Source organism: Citrobacter sp. Cpo040, from assembly GCF_030332915.1.
Taxonomy (GTDB): Bacteria; Pseudomonadota; Gammaproteobacteria; order Enterobacterales; family Enterobacteriaceae; genus Citrobacter; species Citrobacter portucalensis.
In genome coordinates this window covers 355,118-376,152 of record NZ_JAOWGX010000035.1, presented here as the reverse complement: position 1 = coordinate 376,152, position 21,035 = coordinate 355,118, and the positions used below count along the sequence as shown (strand labels likewise).

Sequence of the window (21,035 nt, the reverse complement as noted above, 5' to 3'; positions counted from 1 at the left end):
ACTCCTGCACTGTAAAAGGTAGCACTATGAACGATAAAAACATCATTCAGATGCCTGACGGCTATTTGAATAAGACCCCTCTGTTCCAGTTTATTTTGTTATCCTGTTTATTCCCGTTATGGGGATGCGCAGCCGCATTAAATGATATTCTGATTACGCAATTTAAAAGCGTATTTTCACTCAGCAACTTTGCCTCGGCATTAGTTCAGAGTGCCTTTTATGGCGGTTATTTTTTAATTGCGATTCCAGCATCTCTGGTGATTAAAAAGACCAGTTATAAAGTCGCCATCTTAATGGGGCTGACCCTTTATATCGTTGGGTGTATGCTCTTTTTCCCGGCATCGCACATGGCCACCTACACCATGTTCCTTGCGGCGATTTTCGCGATTGCGATTGGTCTGAGCTTCCTGGAAACAGCAGCCAACACCTACAGCTCAATGATCGGCCCAAAAGCGTATGCCACTTTACGCCTGAACATCAGTCAGACTTTTTATCCTATTGGTGCGGCTGCTGGCATTCTGCTAGGTAAATATCTGGTCTTCTCTGAAGGCGAAAGCCTGGAAAAACAGATGGCCGGGATGAACGCTGAGCAGATCCATAACTTTAAAGTGTTGATGCTGGAAAATACCCTTGAGCCATACAAGTACATGATTATGGTACTGGTTGTGGTGATGGTGTTATTCCTCCTGACTCGCTTCCCGACCTGTAAAGTCGCGCAAACCACGAGTCATAAACGCCCGTCAGCGATGGATACACTGCGTTATCTGGCCAGCAATGCCCGTTTCCGTCGTGGAATTGTGGCGCAATTTCTTTATGTGGGGATGCAGGTCGCGGTGTGGTCATTCACCATCCGTCTGGCACTGGAATTAGGTGATATCAACGAGCGCGACGCCTCAACCTTCATGGTCTATAGCTTCGCCTGCTTCTTTATCGGCAAGTTTATCGCCAACATTTTGATGACGCGCTTCAATCCGGAAAAAGTGCTGATTCTCTATTCCATTATTGGTGCGCTGTTCCTCGTCTATGTTGCACTGGCGCCAAGCTTCAGCGCTGTGTATGTCGCAGTGCTGGTGAGTGTCCTGTTTGGACCCTGCTGGGCGACAATCTATGCTGGTACGCTTGATACCGTGGATAACGAACATACCGAAATGGCAGGTGCTGTCATTGTCATGGCGATTGTCGGTGCGGCGGTGGTTCCTGCGATTCAGGGCTATGTGGCCGATATGTTCCATTCATTGCAACTCTCGTTCCTGGTTTCCATGCTCTGTTTCGTGTACGTCGGGATCTACTTCTGGCGTGAAAGCAAAGTGCGCAACAACCTGGCTGAAGCGACCGTTTCCTGAGGAGAGCGATCATGACAACACGTATAACGCTGTGGCGAGAACTCTTTGCAGAGCATCCGCGAATCTTACTGAAGAATAACGACTTTACGGTTACCGCATTTCGTTACGCCAGCGGAGTGGAAGGGCTGAAGGTAGAAAACAGTCGTGGACATCTGGTTATTCTGCCCTGGATGGGGCAGATGATCTGGGATGCTCAGTTTGATGGCCATGACCTGACCATGCGCAACATGTTCAGTCAGCCGAAACCGGCGGCGGAAGTGGTGGCGACCTACGGCTGTTTTGCCTTCCACTCAGGTCTGTTGGCAAATGGCTGCCCATCACCAGAGGATTCACATCCTTTGCACGGTGAAATGGCTTGTGCCGCGATGGATGAAGCCTGGCTGGAGCTGGAGGGTGAGAATTTGCGCGTGGCTGGACGCTATGAGTATGTGATGGGGTTCGGTCATCATTATCAGGCGCATCCTGCGGTGGTAATGCACAAAGCGAGCGCGCTGTTTGATATTCAGATGGCGGTTACCAACCTCGCCTCAGTGGCAATGCCGTTGCAGTACATGTGCCATATGAACTATGCCTACGTACCGGAAGCTACCTTCAGCCAGAATATTCCGGATGAGGCCATGAAGCTGCGTGAGTCGATACCCGCGCATGTTAAGCCGACTGAGCAGTGGCTGGCGTTTAATCAGCGGATTGTTCAGGGCGAGGCTTCTCTGGCGCGGCTCAATGAACCGCATTTTTACGATCCGGAAATTGTCTTCTTTGCTGACCAACTGGACAGGTACACCGATAAGCCAGAATTTAGCATGATCGCGCCTGATGGCACCACGTTCGTTACGCGTTTCTCCAGCACGGAGCTGAATTATGTGACGCGTTGGATCCTCTATAACGGCGATCAGCAGGTTGCGGCATTCGCCTTGCCTGCAACCTGTCGACCTGAAGGATTCCTGGCAGCACAACGCAATGGCACCTTGATTGAAATAGAACCGCAGCACACCCGGACATTTACAGTCACAACTGGCATAGCCTGATCGCTCAAGGCTTGAACACCAAAGCACTTATCGTTAAGGTAAGCGCTTTTGCTGGGTGGCGGCATTAATGCCTTATCCGGCCTACAACGGCACCCGCCCGTAGGCCTGATAAGCGTAGCGCCATCAGGCATGCCTTAGCGCCAGGATGAACCCATGATTACCGTTGCCCTTATTGACGACCACCTCATCGTCCGCTCCGGCTTTGCCCAACTGCTGGGGCTGGAACCTGATTTGCAGGTGGTCGCTGAGTTTGGCTCAGGCAGTGAGGCGCTGGCGGGATTACCGGGACGCGGCGTGCAGGTGTGTATCTGCGACATCTCGATGCCTGATATCTCCGGTCTTGAACTGTTAAGCCAGTTGCCAAAAGGAATGGCGATTATCATGCTCTCTGTACATGACAGCCCGGCGCTGGTGGAGCAGGCGCTCAACGCGGGCGCGCGTGGTTTCCTTTCTAAACGTTGTAGCCCGGATGAGCTGATCGCGGCGGTGCATACCGTAGCGACCGGCGGCTGTTACCTGACGCCGGACATCGCCGTCAAACTGGCTGCCGGTCGTCAGGATCCGCTCACCAAACGCGAACGTCAGGTGGCGGAAAAACTGGCGCAAGGTATGGCGGTCAAAGAGATTGCCGCTGAACTGGGTCTGTCGCCGAAAACGGTGCACGTGCATCGCGCTAACCTGATGGAAAAGCTGGGCGTCAGCAACGACGTCGAACTGGCCCGCCGGATGTTTGACGGCTGGCAATGAACACGTTCTGTTCCCGGTTAATCACCGTTGTTGCCTGCTTCTTTATCTTCTCTGCTGCGTGGTTTTGCCTGTGGAGCATCAGCCTGCATCTGGTTGAGCGCCCGGAGCTGGCGGTACTGCTGTTTCCGTTTGGCCTGCGTCTGGGGTTGATGCTGCAATGTCCGCGCGGCTACTGGCCGGTGCTGCTGGGCGCGGAATGGCTGCTTCTTTTCTGGCTGGCGCAGGAAGTGGCGCTGGTCCATTTACCACTTTTGATGATCGGCAGCTTCCTCACGTTACTCCCGGTGATGTTGATTTCGCGATACCGCCATCAGCGCGACTGGCGCACGCTGCTGTTGCAGGGCGCGGCGCTCACGGCGGCGGCGCTGCTGCAATCGCTGCCCTGGCTTGGGCAAGGTGAAGAGGCGTGGAACGCGCTGTTGCTGACGCTCACCGGCGGATTAACGCTGGCGCCGATCTGCCTGGTGTTCTGGCACTATCTGACCAGCACGACCTGGCTGCCGCTGGGCCCGGCGGTGGTGTCGCAGCCGGTGAACTGGCGCGGGCGGCATCTGGTCTGGTACCTGCTGCTGTTTAGCGTCAGCCTGTGGCTACAGCTCGGTTTACCCGCCGAACTTTCGCGCTTCACGCCGTTTTGCCTCGCGTTGCCGATCATTGCGCTGGCCTGGCACTACGGCTGGCAAGGGGCACTGATTGCGACGCTGATGAACGCCATCGCGCTGATTGCCAGCCAGACCTGGCACGATTATCCCGTCGATCTGTTGCTCTCGCTGCTGGTGCAAAGTCTGACCGGGCTGCTGCTCGGTGCGGGTATTCAGCGTCTGCGCGAACTTAACCAGTCGCTGCAAAATGAATTAGCACGCAACCATCGTCTGGCGGAACGCCTGCTGGAAACCGAAGAGAGCGTGCGCCGGGATGTGGCGCGCGAACTGCACGATGATATCGGCCAGACCATCACCGCCATTCGCACTCAGGCGGGTATTGTCCAGCGCCTGGCGCCGGAAAACGCAGGGGTGAAGCGCAGCGGGGCGCACATCGAACAACTTTCTCTCGGCGTGTACGATTCGGTGCGTCGCCTGTTAGGCCGCCTGCGACCGCGCCAGCTGGACGATCTCACGCTGGAGCAGGCCATCCGCTCATTGATGCGCGAAATGGAGCTGGAAAGCCGTGGCATCGTCAGCCATCTCGACTGGCGAATTGACGAATCTGCACTTAGCGAAAGCCAGCGGGTGACGCTGTTTCGCGTCTGTCAGGAAGGGCTGAACAATATCGTTAAGCACGCCAACGCCAGCGCGGTGACGCTTCAGGGCTGGCAACAGGATGAACGGCTAATGCTGGTGATTGAGGACGACGGCAGCGGCCTGCCGCCTGGGTCGAATCAACAGGGATTTGGCCTCACTGGGATGCGTGAACGGATTAGCGCCCTCGGCGGATCGCTCTCGATTTCCTGTACGCACGGCACGCGGGTCAGCGTGTCGTTACCCCAGCGATATGTGTAAGGCGCGGTCATGTTTTCATTTTTAAAAGCTCCGGCCAGTGCGCCGCTCATTACTGATAAGCGTGAAGTGGATGCTCTCTACCGCTACTGGCGGCGGCATATCCTGACCACCATCTGGCTCGGCTACGCGCTGTTCTATTTCACACGCAAGAGCTTCAATGCCGCCGTACCGGATATCCTCACCAGCGGCGTGCTGACTCGCAGCGACATTGGGCTGCTGGCGACGCTGTTTTACATCACCTACGGCCTGTCGAAGTTTGTCTCCGGTATCGTCAGCGACCGTTCGAACGCCCGCTATTTTATGGGTATCGGACTGATTGCCACCGGCGTGGTAAACATTCTGTTTGGATTCTCCACCTCGCTATGGGCCTTTGCGGTGCTGTGGGCGCTGAACGCCTTTTTCCAGGGCTGGGGATCGCCGGTCTGCGCACGTTTATTGACCGCGTGGTATTCGCGTACTGAACGCGGCGGCTGGTGGGCGCTGTGGAACACCGCACACAACGTCGGCGGGGCGCTGATCCCTATCGTGATGGCGGCGACAGCGCTGCACTACGGCTGGCGCGCCGGGATGATGATCGCCGGGCTGCTGGCGATTGTGGTGGGGATTTTTCTCTGCTGGCGGCTGCGCGACAGGCCGCAGGCGATTGGTCTGCCGCCAATTGGCGACTGGCGGCATGATGAACTGGAAATTGCCCAACAGCAGGAAGGTGCTGGGCTGAGCCGCAAAGAGATCCTCACCCGCTATGTGCTGCTGAATCCTTATATCTGGCTGCTGTCACTGTGTTATGTGCTGGTGTACGTGGTCCGTGCCGCGATTAACGACTGGGGCAATCTGTACATGTCGGAGACCCTCGGCGTGGATCTGGTGACCGCCAATACCGCCGTGACCATGTTTGAGCTGGGCGGATTTGTTGGCGCGCTGGTGGCGGGTTGGGGTTCGGACAAGCTGTTTAACGGCAACCGCGGTCCAATGAACCTGATTTTCGCCGCCGGAATTTTGCTCTCCGTTGGCTCGCTGTGGCTGATGCCGTTCGCCAGCTATGTGATGCAGGCCGCGTGCTTCTTCACCACCGGATTCTTCGTCTTCGGCCCGCAGATGCTGATCGGCATGGCAGCGGCGGAGTGTTCGCACAAAGAGGCGGCGGGCGCGGCAACCGGATTTGTCGGGCTGTTTGCTTATCTGGGGGCATCGCTCTCCGGCTGGCCGCTGGCGAAGGTGATGGAGGTCTGGCACTGGACCGGATTCTTTGTGGTGATCGCTATTGCGGCGGGAATTTCCGCGCTGCTGCTGCTGCCGTTTTTAAATGCCCAGGCTCCGCGCGAACTCAACGAAGCGTGATGTACCTCACCTTTTTGTCCCGAGTGGAGCAAAACTAAGAAATTTTCCCGGTTTCACCTGGACGCTGTCTCAGGCGCGTCTTCCGGCTGATTTTTACAATGCCTGCCATTCGCAGGTATAAAAATTAGCTCGGGAGTGTCAAATGCTGGCCTTTCTAAACCAGGTGCGCAAGCCGACCCTGGATCTGCCGCTCGATGTGCGGCGCAAAATGTGGTTCAAACCGTTCATGCAGTCCTATCTGGTGGTCTTTATCGGCTACCTGACCATGTACCTGATCCGCAAAAACTTCAACATCGCGCAGAACGACATGATCTCCACCTACGGGCTGAGCATGACGCAGCTGGGGATGATTGGCCTGGGCTTTTCCATCACCTACGGCGTGGGTAAAACGCTGGTTTCCTACTACGCGGACGGCAAAAACACCAAGCAGTTCCTGCCGTTTATGCTGATCCTCTCTGCCATCTGTATGCTTGGCTTCAGCGCCAGCATGGGCGCGGGTTCAACCAGCCTGTTTTTGATGATCGCCTTCTACGCGCTGAGCGGTTTCTTCCAGAGTACTGGCGGCTCATGTAGCTATTCCACCATTACTAAATGGACGCCGCGTCGCAAACGGGGTTCTTACCTCGGCATGTGGAATATCTCCCACAACCTCGGCGGTGCGGGTGCGGCGGGCGTGGCGCTGTTTGGCGCTAACTATCTGTTCGACGGTCACGTCATCGGTATGTTTATCTTCCCGTCGATTATTGCTCTGATTGTCGGCTTTATCGGCCTGCGCTACGGCAGCGACTCCCCGGAATCTTATGGCCTCGGTAAAGCTGAAGAGCTGTTCGGTGAGGAGATCAGCGAAGAAGACAAAGAGACCGAAGAAAACGAGATGACCAAATGGCAGATCTTTGTTGAGTACGTGCTGAAAAACAAAGTGATCTGGCTGTTATGTTTCTCGAACATCTTCCTGTACGTAGTGCGTATCGGTATCGACCAGTGGTCCACAGTCTACGCCTTCCAGGAGCTGAAGCTTTCCAAAGAAGTGGCGATTCAGGGCTTTACCCTGTTCGAAGTGGGCGCGTTGGTCGGTACGCTGCTGTGGGGTTGGCTCTCTGACCTGGCGAACGGTCGTCGTGCGCTGGTGGCCTGTGTAGCGCTGGCGTTGATTATCGCCACCCTGGGCGTTTATCAGCACGCCAGCAACCAGTACGTTTATCTGGCTTCGCTGTTTGCGCTGGGCTTCCTGGTGTTTGGCCCACAGCTGTTAATCGGCGTTGCGGCAGTCGGGTTTGTGCCGAAAAAAGCGATCGGCGCAGCCGATGGGATTAAAGGCACTTTCGCTTATCTGATTGGTGACAGCTTCGCCAAGCTCGGTTTGGGGATGATTGCCGACGGCACGCCGATTTTCGGGCTGACCGGCTGGGCAGGCACTTTCGCCGCGCTGGATGCTGCCGCTATCGGTTGTATCTGTTTGATGGCCATCGTGGCTGTGTTTGAAGAACGTAAAATTCGCCGCGAGAAAAAGATTCAACAATTGAAAGTAGCTTAAGTTAAGTGTGCATTGGTAACTTTTGCCCGCCTTAATGGCGGGCTTTTTTATGCTCTAAACTGGCTGGTTTCATGTACCAGATTGCGCAGCCACTGATGAGCGGCATCGCGATGCGTGCGTTCATGCCAGGCCATGCTTTTTGTAAAACCGGTTATGGGCAGCGGGGGCGGTAAAACGTGCATACGGGTGTCGTCATACGCCAGACGGGCAGGAACAACGGCAATCATATCGCTGATGGCGAGGATGTCCGGCAATACCAGGAAGCTGCTAACCGACAAACCAATCTGCCGTTGGCGTCCGACGCTTGCCAGTGCCTCATCGGTGACGCCCCAGAAACTTTCACCCTCATAAGAAACCAGCACATGCTCCAGCGCGCAGAAGCGATCGAGCGTCAGCGGTTGCCCCGCATCAGGATGCGCATGACGCATGAGACAAACGTACTCTTCATCATATAACGCCCGGCTATGCAGGTTGTCGGGCGTGGAATCCGGCGTCAGCAACGCCAGGTCGATTTTCCCCTGCTCAAACTGTGTGGTGAGCAGCACTGGCTCAACCGGGATCACTCGTACACGAATGCCCGGTGCGCGCACGCGAAGCGCGGCAATAAATGGCACGATAACCGCTTTGAGCGCGTAATCCGTAGCGGCGACGGTAAAGGTGAGCGCTGCGGTGAGCGGGTCAAATTGTGTCGGTTTAAGCAGGATATCGATATCGCTGAGGATCTGTTTGACCGGGGCGGCCAACTGTTGGGCACGCAGCGTCGGAACAATGCCATGCGGTGTGCGACTAAACAGCGGATCGTCAAAATAGTCGCGCAGGCGGTTGAGCATACCGCTTACCGCAGGCTGGGTGAGCGACAGCCGCTGCGCCGCCCGGGTTACGCTGCGTTCATCCAGCAGGGCATCCAGCGTTTTTAACAGATTGAGATCGAGCGTTCTGATATCAGATTTCATGATGTCTGCCTGCGAGTTCGATAAGTCACATTATGACACGTTCAGTCGTCGACAGAGGTGAATTTGCCGCTATGATGGGCGTCCTGTCTGGTAATGGATGTGCGCATGATTTGGATAATGCTGGCCACGCTGGTGGTTGTTTTTGTGGTGGGATTTCGGGTGCTAACGTCCGGGTCGCGGCGGGCAATTCGCCGTCTGAGCGAGCGGCTGAACATTGATGTCGTGCCGGTAGAATCGATGATCGATCAGATGGGAAAAGTACAGGGTGAGGCTTTTTTACAGTACCTCCACCGTCCTGATGAATCGCATCTACAAAATGCCGCCCAGGTGCTGTTGATCTGGCAAATCGTTATTGTCGACGGCAGTGAGCAGAACTTGCTGCAATGGCACCGCTGGCTGCAAAAAGCCCGGCTGGCTGCACCGATTACCGACGCGCAGGTGCGTCTGGCGCTCGGTTTTCTGCGCGAGATGGAGCCGGATATGCAGGAGCTTAATGCGTTCCAGATGCGCTATAACGCCTTTTTCCAGCCCGAGGATGGCGTGCACTGGCTGCACTGATATCAAAATTTATGATGACGACTATTTTGAATCGTCATTATCTTTATATCTTACGCGAAAGCATGATGTACCTCGTTAACTCACACAACGAGGTACATCATGAATCAAGCGACTCAACAACGTGCAATTATCTGGCCTGCAGCGTATCTGCCGGGGACGACTGATAACTTTGCTTCAAATGAAATTATCGTTGCCGGACTGAGCGCCCGTGCCGTCTGGGCACAGCTTAATGACACAACGCGCTGGCCGACGTATTACAGCAACGTGGCGGATATCCGTTTTCACGACGGTTCCGGTCCATTGTTAAGCATGGATGCCCGTTTTCGTTTTACGACTTTTGGTTTCCCCATCGAAGCGCAAATCACCGAGTATGTGCCGCCGGTTGACGGCCAGGCCGCGCGTGTTGCCTGGCATGGCTGGGCGGAAGGCGATGCCACTACACGTCTGGATGTGATCCACGCCTGGCTCTTTGAGGATTTACCCGGCGGGCGCGTACGTATTCTGACCCAGGAATCACAAATTGGTGTTCCGGCACAAGAACTGGCACGTACGCTGCCCAATCCGATGATCAACGGTCACCAGGAGTGGATAACCGGCCTGGCCCGGGCTGCGCGTGACGCTTAATTGAGCCAGAAAGGGCTCTCTGTCCTGGGCCGGATAAGGCGCAGCCGATCTCTGGTGAATAGTTGTCAAAACGTTAATTACGTCACAAATTTAATGTTACACTGCGTAACTTTTCTACAATAACCCCACGCAGGTAACAAAATGAGTGAAGCTGTTGAACAAAAATCCCGCGCTGAGGCAAATTCCCGACCTAACTGGTCGGCGGTATTTGCCGTGGCGTTCTGTGTTGCCTGCCTGATAACCGTTGAATTTCTCCCCGTTAGCCTGTTAACGCCGATGGCGCAGGATCTGGGCATTTCGGAAGGCGTTGCCGGACAATCAGTGACCGTGACGGCGTTTGTCGCCATGTTTGCCAGCCTGTTTGTGACGCAAATTATCCAGGCGACCGATCGTCGCTATGTGGTGATTCTGTTTTCGATTCTGCTGACGCTTTCCTGTCTGCTGGTTTCCTTTGCCAATTCTTTTTCGCTGCTGCTCGTTGGCCGCGCCTGCCTCGGTCTGGCGCTTGGCGGCTTCTGGGCGATGTCGGCGTCGCTGAGCATGCGTCTGGTTCCTGCACGTACGGTGCCGAAAGCGCTGTCGGTTATTTTTGGCGCGGTCTCCATCGCGCTGGTAATTGCCGCGCCGCTGGGGAGCTTTTTGGGCGGCATTATCGGCTGGCGCAACGTGTTTAATGCGGCGGCGGTAATGGGCGTGCTGTGCACGATTTGGGTGGTGAGAGCGTTGCCTTCGCTGCCTGGTGAACCTTCGCATCAGAAACAAAACATGTTCAGCCTGTTGCAGCGTCCTGGGGTGATGGCCGGGATGATTGCCATCTTCATGTCCTTTGCTGGTCAGTTCGCCTTCTTTACCTATATTCGCCCGATCTATATGAATCTGGCGGGCTTTGACGTTGATGGCCTGACGCTGGTGCTGCTGAGCTTCGGTATTGCCAGTTTCGTTGGTACGTCGTTCTCGTCGATGATTTTGAAGCGTTCGGTCAAACTGGCGTTAGCCGGTGCGCCACTGGTGCTGGCGCTCAGTGCGCTGGTCCTGATCCTATGGGGCAGCGACAAAGTGGTCGCGGCGGGTATTGCGATTATTTGGGGGCTGTTGTTTGCGCTGGTACCGGTCGGCTGGTCGACGTGGATCACCCGTTCGCTTGCCGATCAGGCAGAAAAAGCCGGATCCGTCCAGGTCGCCGTGATCCAGCTTGCCAATACCTGCGGGGCTGCGGTGGGAGGCTATGCGCTCGATAACCTCGGACTGCTGTCGCCCCTGATGCTTTCCGGCAGCCTGATGCTGCTGACGGCGCTTTTGGTTACGATGAAGGTCAGGATTCAGTGAAAACAGTTGCCGGATGGCGCATCGTTTTCAGTCAACACTGTCATCCGGCAACTTAATCAATTAAAACCATTATTTTCGGCGGTATGGGCAAACCATTCGCCGCTCTTTTTCACTGTGCGCTTTTGCGTTTCTAAATCCAGCTGGACAAAACCGTAGCGGTTTTTATAGCCGTTGAGCCATGACCAGTTATCAATAAAGGTCCACATATGGTAGCCAAGACAATGACAGCCTTCGCTAATGCCTTTATGTAGCCATTTCAGATGCTCAGCAACAAATTCGATACGGTAGCTGTCGTTAATTTGCCCTTCCTGAATAAAGCGCTGTTCGTTTTCTACGCCCATACCGTTTTCTGAAATAAAGCAGCGTGGGTTACCGTAATTATCGCGAAGATTGGTAATAATATCGTAAATACCCGGCTCATAAATTTCCCAGCCGCGGTAAGGGTTCATTTTACGTCCCGGCATTTCGTAGTAATCAAACAGCCACTCCGGCATAAATGGCGCATTCGGATTGACTGCCGTATCGCGGCATTTCACACGACGCGGCTGATAATAGTTAATCCCCAGCAGGTCGATTTTGCCGTCGGCGATCAACTGCGCATCGCCTGGCTGGCAGGCCGGAAGCTGATCGTACTCTTTCAGCAATGCCACCAGATCCGCCGGATATTCCCCTTTCAGTACCGGGTCGAGGAAGCTGCGATTAAACAGCAGATCCGCATGGTGCGCGGCTTTGACATCTGCCGGATGCTGCGAGCGCGGATACGAAGGCGTCAGGTTTAATACCACGCCAATTTCACCGTCATGGTTTGCATCACGATACGCCCGCACCGCCGTCGCATGCGCCAGCACGGTATGGTACGCCACGGTGGCCGCACGTTTGAAATCCACCACGTTAGGGTAATGGAAGTCATACAAATAACCACCTTCTACCGGAACAATCGGCTCGTTGAAGGTGAACCAGTGCTTAACGCGGTTGCCGAACAATTTGAAACACGTCTGTGCGTAGTGGCCAAACGCCTCGACCACTTCACGGTTTTCCCAGCCGCCTTTTTCCTGCATCCCCATCGGCATGTCGAAGTGGAACAGAGTGATAAATGGCGTTATGCCTTGCGCCAGCAGCTCGTCGATGACGTTATTATAGAAATCGACGGCCTCAGGATTAACCTCACCGGTGCCGTCCGGGATCAGGCGTGACCAGCTCAGAGATGTACGGAAGCTGTTGTGTTTCAGCTGTTTGAGCAGTGCGATGTCCTGTTTCCAGTGCTGATAAAAGCCTGAGGTGTTCGCCGGGCCAACCCCCTGATGGAAACGACCTGGCTGGCGGTCGAACCACACATCCCACGTGGTCTGGCTTTTGCCGCCGTTCAGGCTATCTCCTTCGGTTTGTAGCGCCGAGCAGGCACTGCCCCACCAGAAGTTTTCAGGAAAACGGTATCGCATATTGTTGCTCCATTGCTATTTATCTGTTCTGGCAACAATACGTGTTTTTACGATACAGAAACCGGTTACAGTGCTCATTTTACAACATAATGGCTATAAATCCGGGCATTCAACTTTGCCAAGCGCTTCCCAGTAGTTGTTTTGATTGTTTCTTTGAATTGCCAGAATGGCTTCGCGGATGTGCTGCTGATTACGCGTATCAGCCATAATCGTTTTTTCCCACACCTCATCAGATGGCGACCCTTGCGGGGTGCAAATCTTACGCAAATCCTTCATAACAGTATTCTTTTCGTGTACAGCCTGCAGACTGCCATAAGCCGAGTCGGCTTGCGCCAGACCGGGTAGCGTGAAAAGGACGGCAATAATCGGAAAAATGACTCGTTTCATGATAATAATCCTTGTTGTCTATGCGCATCATCTCAAGAGTAAGTGTAGACGGCATACGACTCACTCATCACCCTGTGTTAATGTCTAAAAATAAATCAGCCAGAAGTTGTAGTTATTTCAGGAGGATAGGATGCAAATACAGATTACAGATACGATTACCGAAGACGATCAAAATGCCCTGCTTGCCGGATTGCGCGCTTACAACCGGCAGTTTCTCAGAACCACCAATTTTGGCGACCTGGCTGTGTATTGGCGCGATGAGCGCAATGACATTCTGGGTGGGCTGATCGGCAAAATCAAAGGCGAATGGCTGTGCATTGATTTTCTGTGGATGCATGACTCGCTGCGTAAAGGTGGTTACGGCACAAAATTGATGCAGGCCGCAGAACAGACGGCGCGTGAGAGAGGATGCCTGCATGCGCTGGTGGATACCATGAGTTTCCAGGCGCTGCCGTTTTATCAGAAAAACGGCTATCAGCTGCAAATGACCCTCGATAACTTCCCGGAAACCGGTTCCGCGCGCCATTATTTGTCGAAAACGTTTTGATGACCGGAAGGTCTGGATGCCGCCTCACTTTCTTGCGCAGCATAATAGTGTATGTTCTGAACAATCATTTATTTCTTAAGCGGTAAAGAGATGAGACGGATTGAGATAATACTGGGAGAGCTGGAACGGCTGACGCGAGGACTGAATCTTGCCCATCTGGCGCAGGAAACGGCGTTCACGGCGGAGGCCATCGGCTTCAACCTCGGGCTGGCGCGCAACTCGGTCAGTAAAGATCTCAATCAGCTCTGGAACGACGGCCTGGCGATTAAAAGCCGCGGGCGCCCGGTATTCTTTCTGCATCGTCAGGCGATTGAAGCGCTGCTGGGGCGTAAATTAGATGAGTCCGAGCGTGAAGTGCAAACCGTTGCCGACCTGTTGCCTGTTCAGGAAAACCAGGCGACAGACGATCCCTTTTCCAGCCTGATTGGTTACGATCGCAGCCTGCGCGATGCGGTGGAAAAAGGCCGCGCGGCGGTGCTGTATCCCCACGGGCTACATGTTCTGCTGACCGGTCCCTCCGGCGTGGGTAAAACCTTTTTTGCCGAACTGATGCACCGTTTCGCCTGCGAACGTGCACCGGGAACACCTCCACCGCTGGTCTATTTCAACTGCGCGGAATACGCGCATAACCCGGAGCTGCTCTCATCGCACCTGTTTGGTCATCGACAGGGAGCGTTTACCGGTGCAAACGAGAATAAACCCGGTCTGGTCGAACAGGCTGATGGCGGCTATCTCCTGCTCGATGAAGTGCATCGTCTGCCGTATGAAGGTCAGGAAAAGCTGTTCTCTATTCTCGATAAAGGTGAATACCGGCCGCTGGGTTCAAGCGCCGTGGCGCGTTCAATCTCGGTTCGCCTGATATGTGCGACCACCGAACCGGTAAGTTCGGCGTTGCTGCGCACTTTCCAGCGACGTATTCAGGTATGTATCGATCTCCCCGGCATTCGCCAGCGTTCGGTCGAAGAGCAGGTTGAGCTGATCGTTGGTTTCTTACAGCGTGAGAGCCGCAAAATCGAGCGTACGATAAGCATCGACCGTACCCTGCTGCTCTGGCTGCTGAACAAGCCGCTGGAAGGCAATATTGGTCAGCTCAAGAGCGACATTCAGTTTCTCTGCGCCCAGGCCTGGGCCTCGGGGATGACGGAGCACAGCGATACGCTACAGTTGGATAAACGTCTGACCGAGATCCCCTTTAACGCCACGCCGGAACAACGTCTGCTGGTTGGGGCGCTGTTCGAAGGCAAAGAGCACCTGAGCATCGATGCCCGCACGTTGCCGGCACTGAAAAATTCGCTGGCCACCGGAGCCGAAATTGAAGAGAGTGATCTCTTTTACAGCTTCCTGACCCGGGAATATATCAACCTGCGTAACAGCAACGTACCACCTGCTGAAACGCTGGCAATCCTCAAAAACAAACTCAGCTCGATTTTTGAATATGGTCTCTACAGCCGCGACAGTGTGGCGCATCCCCCGCGCTATGGCGATCAGATTGAAGAGCGAGTTACACTGCTGATCGGCTGCGTTGAGCAGGTGCTTGGTTTTACGCTGCCGGAAAATCTGGTAAACCCGCTGCGCAAACACTTTCTGGCGCTGATTGGCTACGTGCAGCGCGGCCTTATTCCGCAACTTTATTCTTCCAGCCTGATCCTCGATCGCTGCAAAGATGAATACGAAAACGCCACGCTGTTATGCCGAAAAATCAATGAACTGCTGCATATTCAGTGTCCGGCGACGGAGGTGGTCTGGCTGTGCCTGTTCCTCAAAGAGTGCCGTCATTACCGCCAACGGATTGACGCCAGTCCGGACTGCGGGGTGATTTTGATTGCCCACGGTGCGACGACCGCCACAAGCCAGGCGCAGTACGTGAATCGCGTGCTGGAGCGCGAGGTGTTCAGCGCTATCGATATGCCTTTCGAGCAGTCGGTGCATGACACGCTGGAAGCCCTGACGCAGATGATCCAAACCCGGCAGTATCGCCGATTGATCCTGATGGTGGATATTGGCTCGCTGGTCCATTTTGGCAGTACGATCAGCAAATTATTCCAGATAGACGTTCTGCTGATGCCCAACATCACGCTCACCAGTCTGCTGGAAATAGGGTTGGATTTAAGCTACGAAACCAGCGACTTGCCGCAGCTGGCGGCGTTGATGCAGAGCAAAAATATTCCCTGTCAGCTCTGTACGCCACAGCAGGAAAACAGCGGTAAAGTGCTGGTCATTTCTTGCATTACAGGGATGGGAACAGCAGAAAAAATCAAAAAGGTGCTGGAAGAGAGCTTCGGTGAGTTGATGTCGCAGGATACGCGGATGGTGATCCTCGATTACAACGAAGTTCGCAGCCTGGAGCGTGTTCAGCAGGCGATTAACGCCAGTGAACGTCTGGCGGGCATAGTGGGTACTTTCCAGCCAGGACTGCCGGATATTCCGTTTATCTCGCTCGAGGAGTTGTTCTCTGAGCAAGGCCCTGAGCTGGTGCTCAGCCTGCTGACGCCAGATCTCTCCAGCAGCGAACGCCGGCTGGAGATGGAGCGTAGCGCGATGCGCTTTATCAGCGCGTTGACTATGGAGAGCATCATTAACCATATTTCGGTGCTCAACCCGCAGCGTATTCTGAAAGAGATGGAAGGCGTGCTGAATAATCTGACCGCTGCGCTGTCGCTCAAACCGAGCCGTCAGGTGACACTGCGCTTCCTGATCCATTGCTGCTGTATGGTCGAGCGTATTGTGATTAACCGCAAACCGTTACAGATGGCGCTGGAGAACAAGCCGGATCTGGATATTCGTGCGTTTAGTGTCATTAAATCCGCTTTTCTGCCGATCGAAGAGGCCTATGCCATTCGGTTATCGGACGCGGAATATTTTTATATCTACGAACTGTTGTATAGCTAATCCCTTGTCTGGTGGGGCTTTGCGCCCCGCCAACACCCACAATTCCCCCGCGTGACACAAATTCTGGCACAGCCTTTGCTCTTACTTTGATGAGTTTGCCGGATGGCGGCATAAAACGCCTTATCCAGCCTACAAAAGCACTTCCCGTAGGCCTGATAAGCGAAAGCGCCATCAGGCATTGCAAGTCTCATGTAATCGAGCCAGGAGGCCATTTTGACTACCACTGAATCCTTGCCCCAGATCCTGCTGCTGACCCATGGCGGCTGGGGGCAACAGCTTTGCAACAGCCTGCGCATGGTGATGGGCGAAATCAAAGGCGTAACAGAAATCGCGTTGATGCCTGTTGATACGCTCGGCGAGTTTTATCAACGCGTCGAAGCCGTGGTGAAAACCATGCCGGAAGGCTCACTGATTCTGACCGATTTTATTGGCGGCACCACGTCTAACGTGGCGGCCCGGCTGAGTGCCGATTACCCGGTGGCAGTGATTTCCGGGCTCAACGCCTCTTTGTTACTGGAGGCGCTCGACAAACGCGAGCATGGCCAACTGACCACCTGCGTGGCCGATCTGGTCGAGGCCGGGCGTAGCAGCTGCCTGGACGTTGTTGCCCACGTACGTCAATTACAACAATCACAATAAGGAATAAACATCATGGCAAACATCGTCTTATGTCGTATTGATAGCCGTCTGATTCATGGACAAGTGGTGACCAAATGGGTTGGGCAATCTCAGGCAAACCGGATTGCGGTGGTCAGCGATGAGCTGGATGCCGATCCGTTTATGAAAAACATCTACCTGATGGCAGCGCCGCCGAACATCAAAGTGGATTGCTTTGGTAACCAAAGTTTTGCGGCTGCCTGGAAAGAAAATCAGCTTGGTGACGGCAAAGTGCTGGTGCTTTTCCCCTCTCTGGCGGCGATTCAGGAAGCGGTCCAGTTGGGTTTTGATGTCACCACCATTCAGGTCGGTGGGCTGGGCGGAGGGCCAAACCGCAAAGCGGTATTTCAGAACATTACGCTGGATGAAAAAGACGTCGGCATTCTGAGCGACCTGAAAAATCGTGGGATTCAGGTGTTCTTCCAGACTATCCCGGAAGATAAGCCGCAGTCGCTGGACGATATCCTGAAAAAATTCTAATTCTTTGATAACAGGGTACTTAATTATGGATACTTTAGTCTTCGCAAGCCTGATGGGGTTGTATTACTGGTTTGCCCGATTACGCCTTGGCTACACCTTCTCCGCCATGCTGCTACAGCCAGTGGTGATTGCCGTATTCGTTGGTCTGCTGTTAGGCAACATGGAAACGGCGATGATCATCGGTGCAGGTATGCAGCTGGTTTATCTCGGCGTGACCTCCACGCCAGGCGGCAACGTCCCGTCGGATCCGGCGCTGGCTGCCTGCATTTCAATTCCTATCGCCGTGAAGGCCGGAATGGACCCGAACCTGGCTATCGCACTGGCGATCCCGTTTGGCGTTATCGGCGTGTTCCTCGACCAGTTGCGCCGCACGCTAAACGCGGCGTGGGTACATATGGCCGACAAGCATGCGGAAACGGCAAACATGGCGGGCATTATGCGCTGTGCGTTCCTCTACCCGGCTTTGCTCGGGCTGGTACTGCGTTTCCCGGTGGTCTTCGCCGCCAACTATTTTGGTCAGGACGTTGTGGAAAGCTTCCTTAAGCTGATGCCGCATTGGCTGACGCACTCCTTTGAAATTATGGGCGGCATTCTGCCGGCGCTGGGCTTCGCCATCACCATTATGGTGATCGGTAAAAAGAGCCTGCTGCCATGGTTTATCGGCGGTTTCTTTGCGGTGCTGTACCTGAAGGTAGACATCATGGCGATGGCAATCTTTGGTACCTGTGTGGCCTTCCTCATTAAAGGTCTGGCGAAAAATGAAGGAGCAGCATGATGAGCAGCGATGTAATGCAGCATGAACTGGTGGAGCGCGCGCGTGAAAGCGGCACGTTGACCAAAGCAGACATCACCAAAGCCTGGTTTATCTACTGGCTAGGCGCGGAAGTTTCCAGCTCCTATGAACGTTTGCAAAGCCTTATTTTCTGCGCCTCAATGACGCCGATCATCAAAAAACTCTACCCGCAAAAAGAGGAGCAGGTTGAAGCGCTGAAACGCCATTTGAACTTCTTTAACTCGGAGCAGACGTTCGGGGCGGTGATTCAGGGGATCTCCATTGCGATGGAGGAACAGAAAACCCGCGGCGAGCCGATCAGCGACGCCTCAATTACCGGGATTAAAACCGGGTTGATGGGACCACTGGCCGGGATGGGGGACTCCATCATCTGGGCCGCCGTGATGCCGCTGTTAATTGCTATATTCATCCCGTTTGCGGCGAATGGCAGCGCGATGGGCGGAATTGTACCGTTAATTCTCTATCCTGCTATTACGCTGGCAATCAGCTATGGCATGGTTCACAAAGGCTATACGCTGGGGCGTGACTCGATAATTGGGCTGCTGCAGGGAGGGCGAATAAAGGAACTTATCTACGGCGCTAACGTGCTGGGTTTGATCATGATGGGCGCGCTTTCTGCAAGCTACGTCAAGATCACCACGCCGTTAAAACTTAGCGCCCTGAAAGGCTCTGAAGTTGTGGTCCAGCAAATCCTCGACTCTATTGCCCCCGGCCTGTTGCCGCTGGCGGCGGTGTTCGCCATCTATTTCTATCTGGTGAAGAAAGGACCGCGTTACACAACGATTTTACTGTCGATTGTCGCGCTCAGCGTGGTTTGTTCGCTGCTGGGAGTACTGTAAGCCATGACACAGAATATCTACCAACAATTGGGGCTAAAACAGGTCATTAACGCCTGCGGCAAGATGACTATTCTGGGTGTTTCCAGCGTAGCGCCGGAAGTAATGCAGGCCACCGCGCGGGCTGCTTCAGCCTTTGTTGAAATTGATCGGCTGGTGGACAGAACTGGAGAACTGGTTTCCCGCTACACCGGGGCTGAAGACAGCTATGTCACCTCCTGTGCATCGGCGGGCATTGCTATCGCTGTTGCCGCCGCCATTACTCGCGGCGACCAGGCGCGAGTCTCGCTGATGCCGGACAGCGCAGGTATGGCCAATGAAGTGGTCATGCTGCGCGGGCATAACGTTGACTACGGTGCGCCCATCACCAGCGCCATCCGTTTGGGCGGCGGGCGGGTGGTGGAGGTTGGCTCAAGTAATCTGGCGGCCCGCTGGCAGCTGGAGAGCGCGATTACCGATAGCACCGCCGCGCTGCTGTACGTGAAATCGCACCACTGCGTGCAGAAGGGGATGTTGAGCATTGCGGATTTTGTGCAGATCGCGCAGGTTCACAACCTGCCGCTGATTGTCGATGCTGCCGCCGAGGAGGATTTACACGCATGGGTGGCGAGCGGGGCGGATATGGTGGTCTACAGCGGGGCAAAAGCCTTTAACGCGCCGACCTCCGGATTTATCACCGGGAAGAAACAGTGGATTGCCGCGTGTAAAGCGCAGCACCACGGGATTGCCCGGGCGATGAAAATCGGTAAAGAGAATATGGTTGGGTTGGTGTATGCCCTGGAAAACTACCATCAGGGACAAACCGTAGTCACTGCCGAAGAGCTCCGCCCCGTGGCGCAGGCGATTTCAGAGATTCGCGGACTGGATGCGGATATCGAGCAGGATGAGGCCGGACGCGCCATCTGGCGGATTCGTATTCGGGTGAATGCGCAGGTGCTGGGAATGGATGCTTACGCTGTAGAAGCGCACCTGCGTGAGGGCGATATCGCGATCTACGCTCGCCGTTACAACCTTCATCAGGGCGTCTTTAGCCTTGACCCGCGTACGGTCGCAGAAGGGGAAATGGCGCTGATCGTGGCCCGATTAAAGGAGATTGCAGAACATGCAACACATTAATTTTTATCGTAATAAAGTGGCTATTAACGTGCTGGCGAAGGATATCGCCAATGCGCGGGAAATCTATGATGCTGCCGAAGGCCACGCGGTGATCGGCATTCTTTCGGCGCAGTTTTCCTCGGTTGAGGAAGGTATTCTGGAAGTAAAACGTTGGATGAACGACGTGCCGTCGATTTCTGTGGGGTTGGGGGCCGGTGACCCGGCGCAGTATTACAAAGCGGCGATGATTGCCTCACAGGTACATCCAGCACACGTCAACCAGACCTTTACCGGTTGCGGGTTTGCGGCAGGCGCCTTGGCGGCAACGGGCGGTGAACAGACCCATATCAACGCGTTAGTCAGTCCCAGTGGCACGCCGGGGGACGTGTTGATCTCGACCGGCGTCAGCAGCAGCCAGGGCACGCCAGCCCGCGTTTCCTGCGATGCAGCGGTCCGTATGATGTTGGATTCAGGAGCCCATGCGGCGAAGTTCTTCCCAATGGGCGGTGAACAGTCGCTGCCTGAGCTATATGCACTGGCGACGACAGCGGCGAGAAACGGCATGACGCTGATTGAACCGACCGGCGGTATCGATCTCGATAACTTCGGCGTTATCCTGCAATCCTGTCTGGAGGCGGGAGTACCGCGCGTCATGCCGCATGTTTACAGCTCGATTATCGACCCACAGACCGGTAATACCCGGCCTGCAGACGTCGTCAGGTTGATGGAGATAGTTAAAACCCTGGTGTGATGTTGCTATCGCCGGATGGCACTTCGCTTATCCGGCCTACAGATAACCTCATGTCACCAGCCCGGTCAGCGTAAGCGCTATCGGGCATTTTTGTCCATATGTCTGCTTTATGCTTTTTTCTTCTTGCTGATGCTTTTTCGTTTTTTAAACCGCAGCGGCCTTCCCGCTATAGTCATTTCATTACTCATCAGGCGGTTATTGCAAAAGGATAAAA

General features: G+C 54.6%; 20 protein-coding genes. 17 read left to right on the top strand and 3 right to left on the bottom strand.

The genetic code is table 11. From position 1 onward, the window contains the following. Positions 1–26 precede the first annotated feature (26 nt). From fucP to uhpT, 6 genes are all read left to right on the top strand, one after another. Complete coding sequence (fucP, locus tag OGX86_RS14715) at positions 27–1,343, top strand: L-fucose:H+ symporter permease (RefSeq protein ID WP_048227353.1); 1,317 nt, start codon at positions 27–29, stop codon at positions 1,341–1,343. 11 nt (positions 1,344–1,354) lie between these two features. Further along, positions 1,355–2,368 carry an aldose 1-epimerase family protein gene (locus OGX86_RS14710; protein ID WP_048215247.1) on the top strand — a complete coding sequence of 338 codons (1,014 nt, stop codon included), beginning with the start codon at positions 1,355–1,357 and terminating at the stop codon, positions 2,366–2,368. A 153-nt stretch (positions 2,369–2,521) separates the two neighbouring features. Beyond that, on the top strand, positions 2,522–3,115 hold the full coding sequence (gene uhpA, locus OGX86_RS14705) for a response regulator transcription factor UhpA (RefSeq protein WP_003023923.1): 594 nt from the start codon (positions 2,522–2,524) through the stop codon (positions 3,113–3,115). Next, positions 3,112–4,614, top strand: a complete 1,503-nt coding sequence (gene uhpB / locus OGX86_RS14700; RefSeq protein ID WP_213785866.1) for a signal transduction histidine-protein kinase/phosphatase UhpB — start codon at positions 3,112–3,114, stop codon at positions 4,612–4,614. Before uhpA ends, uhpB begins: the two co-directional genes overlap by 4 nt. 9 nt (positions 4,615–4,623) lie before the next feature. After that, positions 4,624–5,952, top strand: a complete 1,329-nt coding sequence (locus tag OGX86_RS14695) for an MFS transporter (protein WP_048237040.1) — start codon at positions 4,624–4,626, stop codon at positions 5,950–5,952. A 142-nt stretch (positions 5,953–6,094) separates the two neighbouring features. Next, positions 6,095–7,486, top strand: coding sequence for a hexose-6-phosphate:phosphate antiporter UhpT (gene uhpT / locus OGX86_RS14690; protein WP_048227351.1), 1,392 nt, complete (start codon positions 6,095–6,097; stop codon positions 7,484–7,486). A 47-nt stretch (positions 7,487–7,533) separates the two neighbouring features. Here the strand turns inward: uhpT and OGX86_RS14685 are convergent, their stop codons facing one another. After that, on the bottom strand, positions 7,534–8,439 hold the full coding sequence (locus tag OGX86_RS14685; RefSeq protein WP_048227350.1) for a LysR family transcriptional regulator: 906 nt from the start codon (positions 8,437–8,439) through the stop codon (positions 7,534–7,536). Between the two features lie 105 nt (positions 8,440–8,544). Here OGX86_RS14685 and OGX86_RS14680 point away from each other — a divergent pair, with 105 nt between their 5' ends. The 3 genes from OGX86_RS14680 (at position 8,545) to nepI (ending at position 10,947) form a co-directional block, all read left to right on the top strand. Next, entirely contained in the window at positions 8,545–8,997 is a 453-nt protein-coding gene (locus tag OGX86_RS14680) for a DUF1198 family protein (RefSeq protein WP_003827141.1), read from the top strand. A gap of 99 nt (positions 8,998–9,096) precedes the next feature. Next, a complete protein-coding gene (locus OGX86_RS14675; protein WP_003827143.1) occupies positions 9,097–9,621 on the top strand; it encodes an SRPBCC domain-containing protein in 525 nt (174 codons plus the stop codon). A gap of 141 nt (positions 9,622–9,762) precedes the next feature. Further along, positions 9,763–10,947 (top strand): purine ribonucleoside efflux pump NepI, encoded by a 1,185-nt coding sequence (nepI, locus tag OGX86_RS14670; protein ID WP_286640239.1) that lies wholly within the window; start codon positions 9,763–9,765, stop codon positions 10,945–10,947. A 56-nt stretch (positions 10,948–11,003) separates the two neighbouring features. Here nepI and gmuD read toward each other — a convergent pair whose 3' ends face one another. Together gmuD and OGX86_RS14660 are read right to left on the bottom strand one after the other, a co-directional pair. Then, positions 11,004–12,386 (bottom strand): 6-phospho-beta-glucosidase GmuD, encoded by a 1,383-nt coding sequence (gene gmuD, locus OGX86_RS14665; RefSeq protein ID WP_286640238.1) that lies wholly within the window; start codon positions 12,384–12,386, stop codon positions 11,004–11,006. 93 nt (positions 12,387–12,479) lie between these two features. Next, positions 12,480–12,773: a YicS family protein gene (locus OGX86_RS14660; RefSeq protein WP_003827149.1), complete on the bottom strand. Its 294-nt coding sequence runs from the start codon at positions 12,771–12,773 to the stop codon at positions 12,480–12,482. A 130-nt stretch (positions 12,774–12,903) separates the two neighbouring features. Here OGX86_RS14660 and OGX86_RS14655 point away from each other — a divergent pair, with 130 nt between their 5' ends. The 8 genes from OGX86_RS14655 to dagF all read left to right on the top strand — a co-directional run bounded on the left by OGX86_RS14655 (position 12,904) and on the right by dagF (position 20,821). Then, positions 12,904–13,320 carry a GNAT family N-acetyltransferase gene (locus tag OGX86_RS14655; protein ID WP_003827152.1) on the top strand — a complete coding sequence of 139 codons (417 nt, stop codon included), beginning with the start codon at positions 12,904–12,906 and terminating at the stop codon, positions 13,318–13,320. Positions 13,321–13,410: 90 nt separating this feature from the next. Then, a complete protein-coding gene (gene dagR, locus OGX86_RS14650; RefSeq protein WP_103014659.1) occupies positions 13,411–16,209 on the top strand; it encodes a transcriptional regulator DagR in 2,799 nt (932 codons plus the stop codon). Between the two features lie 213 nt (positions 16,210–16,422). Beyond that, a complete protein-coding gene (locus tag OGX86_RS14645; RefSeq protein WP_048215255.1) occupies positions 16,423–16,848 on the top strand; it encodes a PTS sugar transporter subunit IIA in 426 nt (141 codons plus the stop codon). 12 nt (positions 16,849–16,860) lie between these two features. Beyond that, positions 16,861–17,346, top strand: a complete 486-nt coding sequence (locus OGX86_RS14640; RefSeq protein WP_126317202.1) for a PTS sugar transporter subunit IIB — start codon at positions 16,861–16,863, stop codon at positions 17,344–17,346. 25 nt (positions 17,347–17,371) lie between these two features. Beyond that, positions 17,372–18,121, top strand: a complete 750-nt coding sequence (locus tag OGX86_RS14635) for a PTS mannose/fructose/sorbose/N-acetylgalactosamine transporter subunit IIC (protein WP_003023960.1) — start codon at positions 17,372–17,374, stop codon at positions 18,119–18,121. Then, on the top strand, positions 18,118–18,978 hold the full coding sequence (locus OGX86_RS14630) for a PTS system mannose/fructose/sorbose family transporter subunit IID (protein ID WP_005121522.1): 861 nt from the start codon (positions 18,118–18,120) through the stop codon (positions 18,976–18,978). Before OGX86_RS14635 ends, OGX86_RS14630 begins: the two co-directional genes overlap by 4 nt. Positions 18,979–18,981: 3 nt before the next feature. Continuing rightward, on the top strand, positions 18,982–20,091 hold the full coding sequence (gene dgaE, locus OGX86_RS14625; RefSeq protein ID WP_167820540.1) for a D-glucosaminate-6-phosphate ammonia lyase: 1,110 nt from the start codon (positions 18,982–18,984) through the stop codon (positions 20,089–20,091). Further along, positions 20,078–20,821, top strand: a complete 744-nt coding sequence (gene dagF, locus OGX86_RS14620) for a 2-dehydro-3-deoxy-phosphogluconate aldolase (RefSeq protein ID WP_048227346.1) — start codon at positions 20,078–20,080, stop codon at positions 20,819–20,821. Before dgaE ends, dagF begins: the two co-directional genes overlap by 14 nt. Positions 20,822–21,035: the final 214 nt, after the last annotated feature.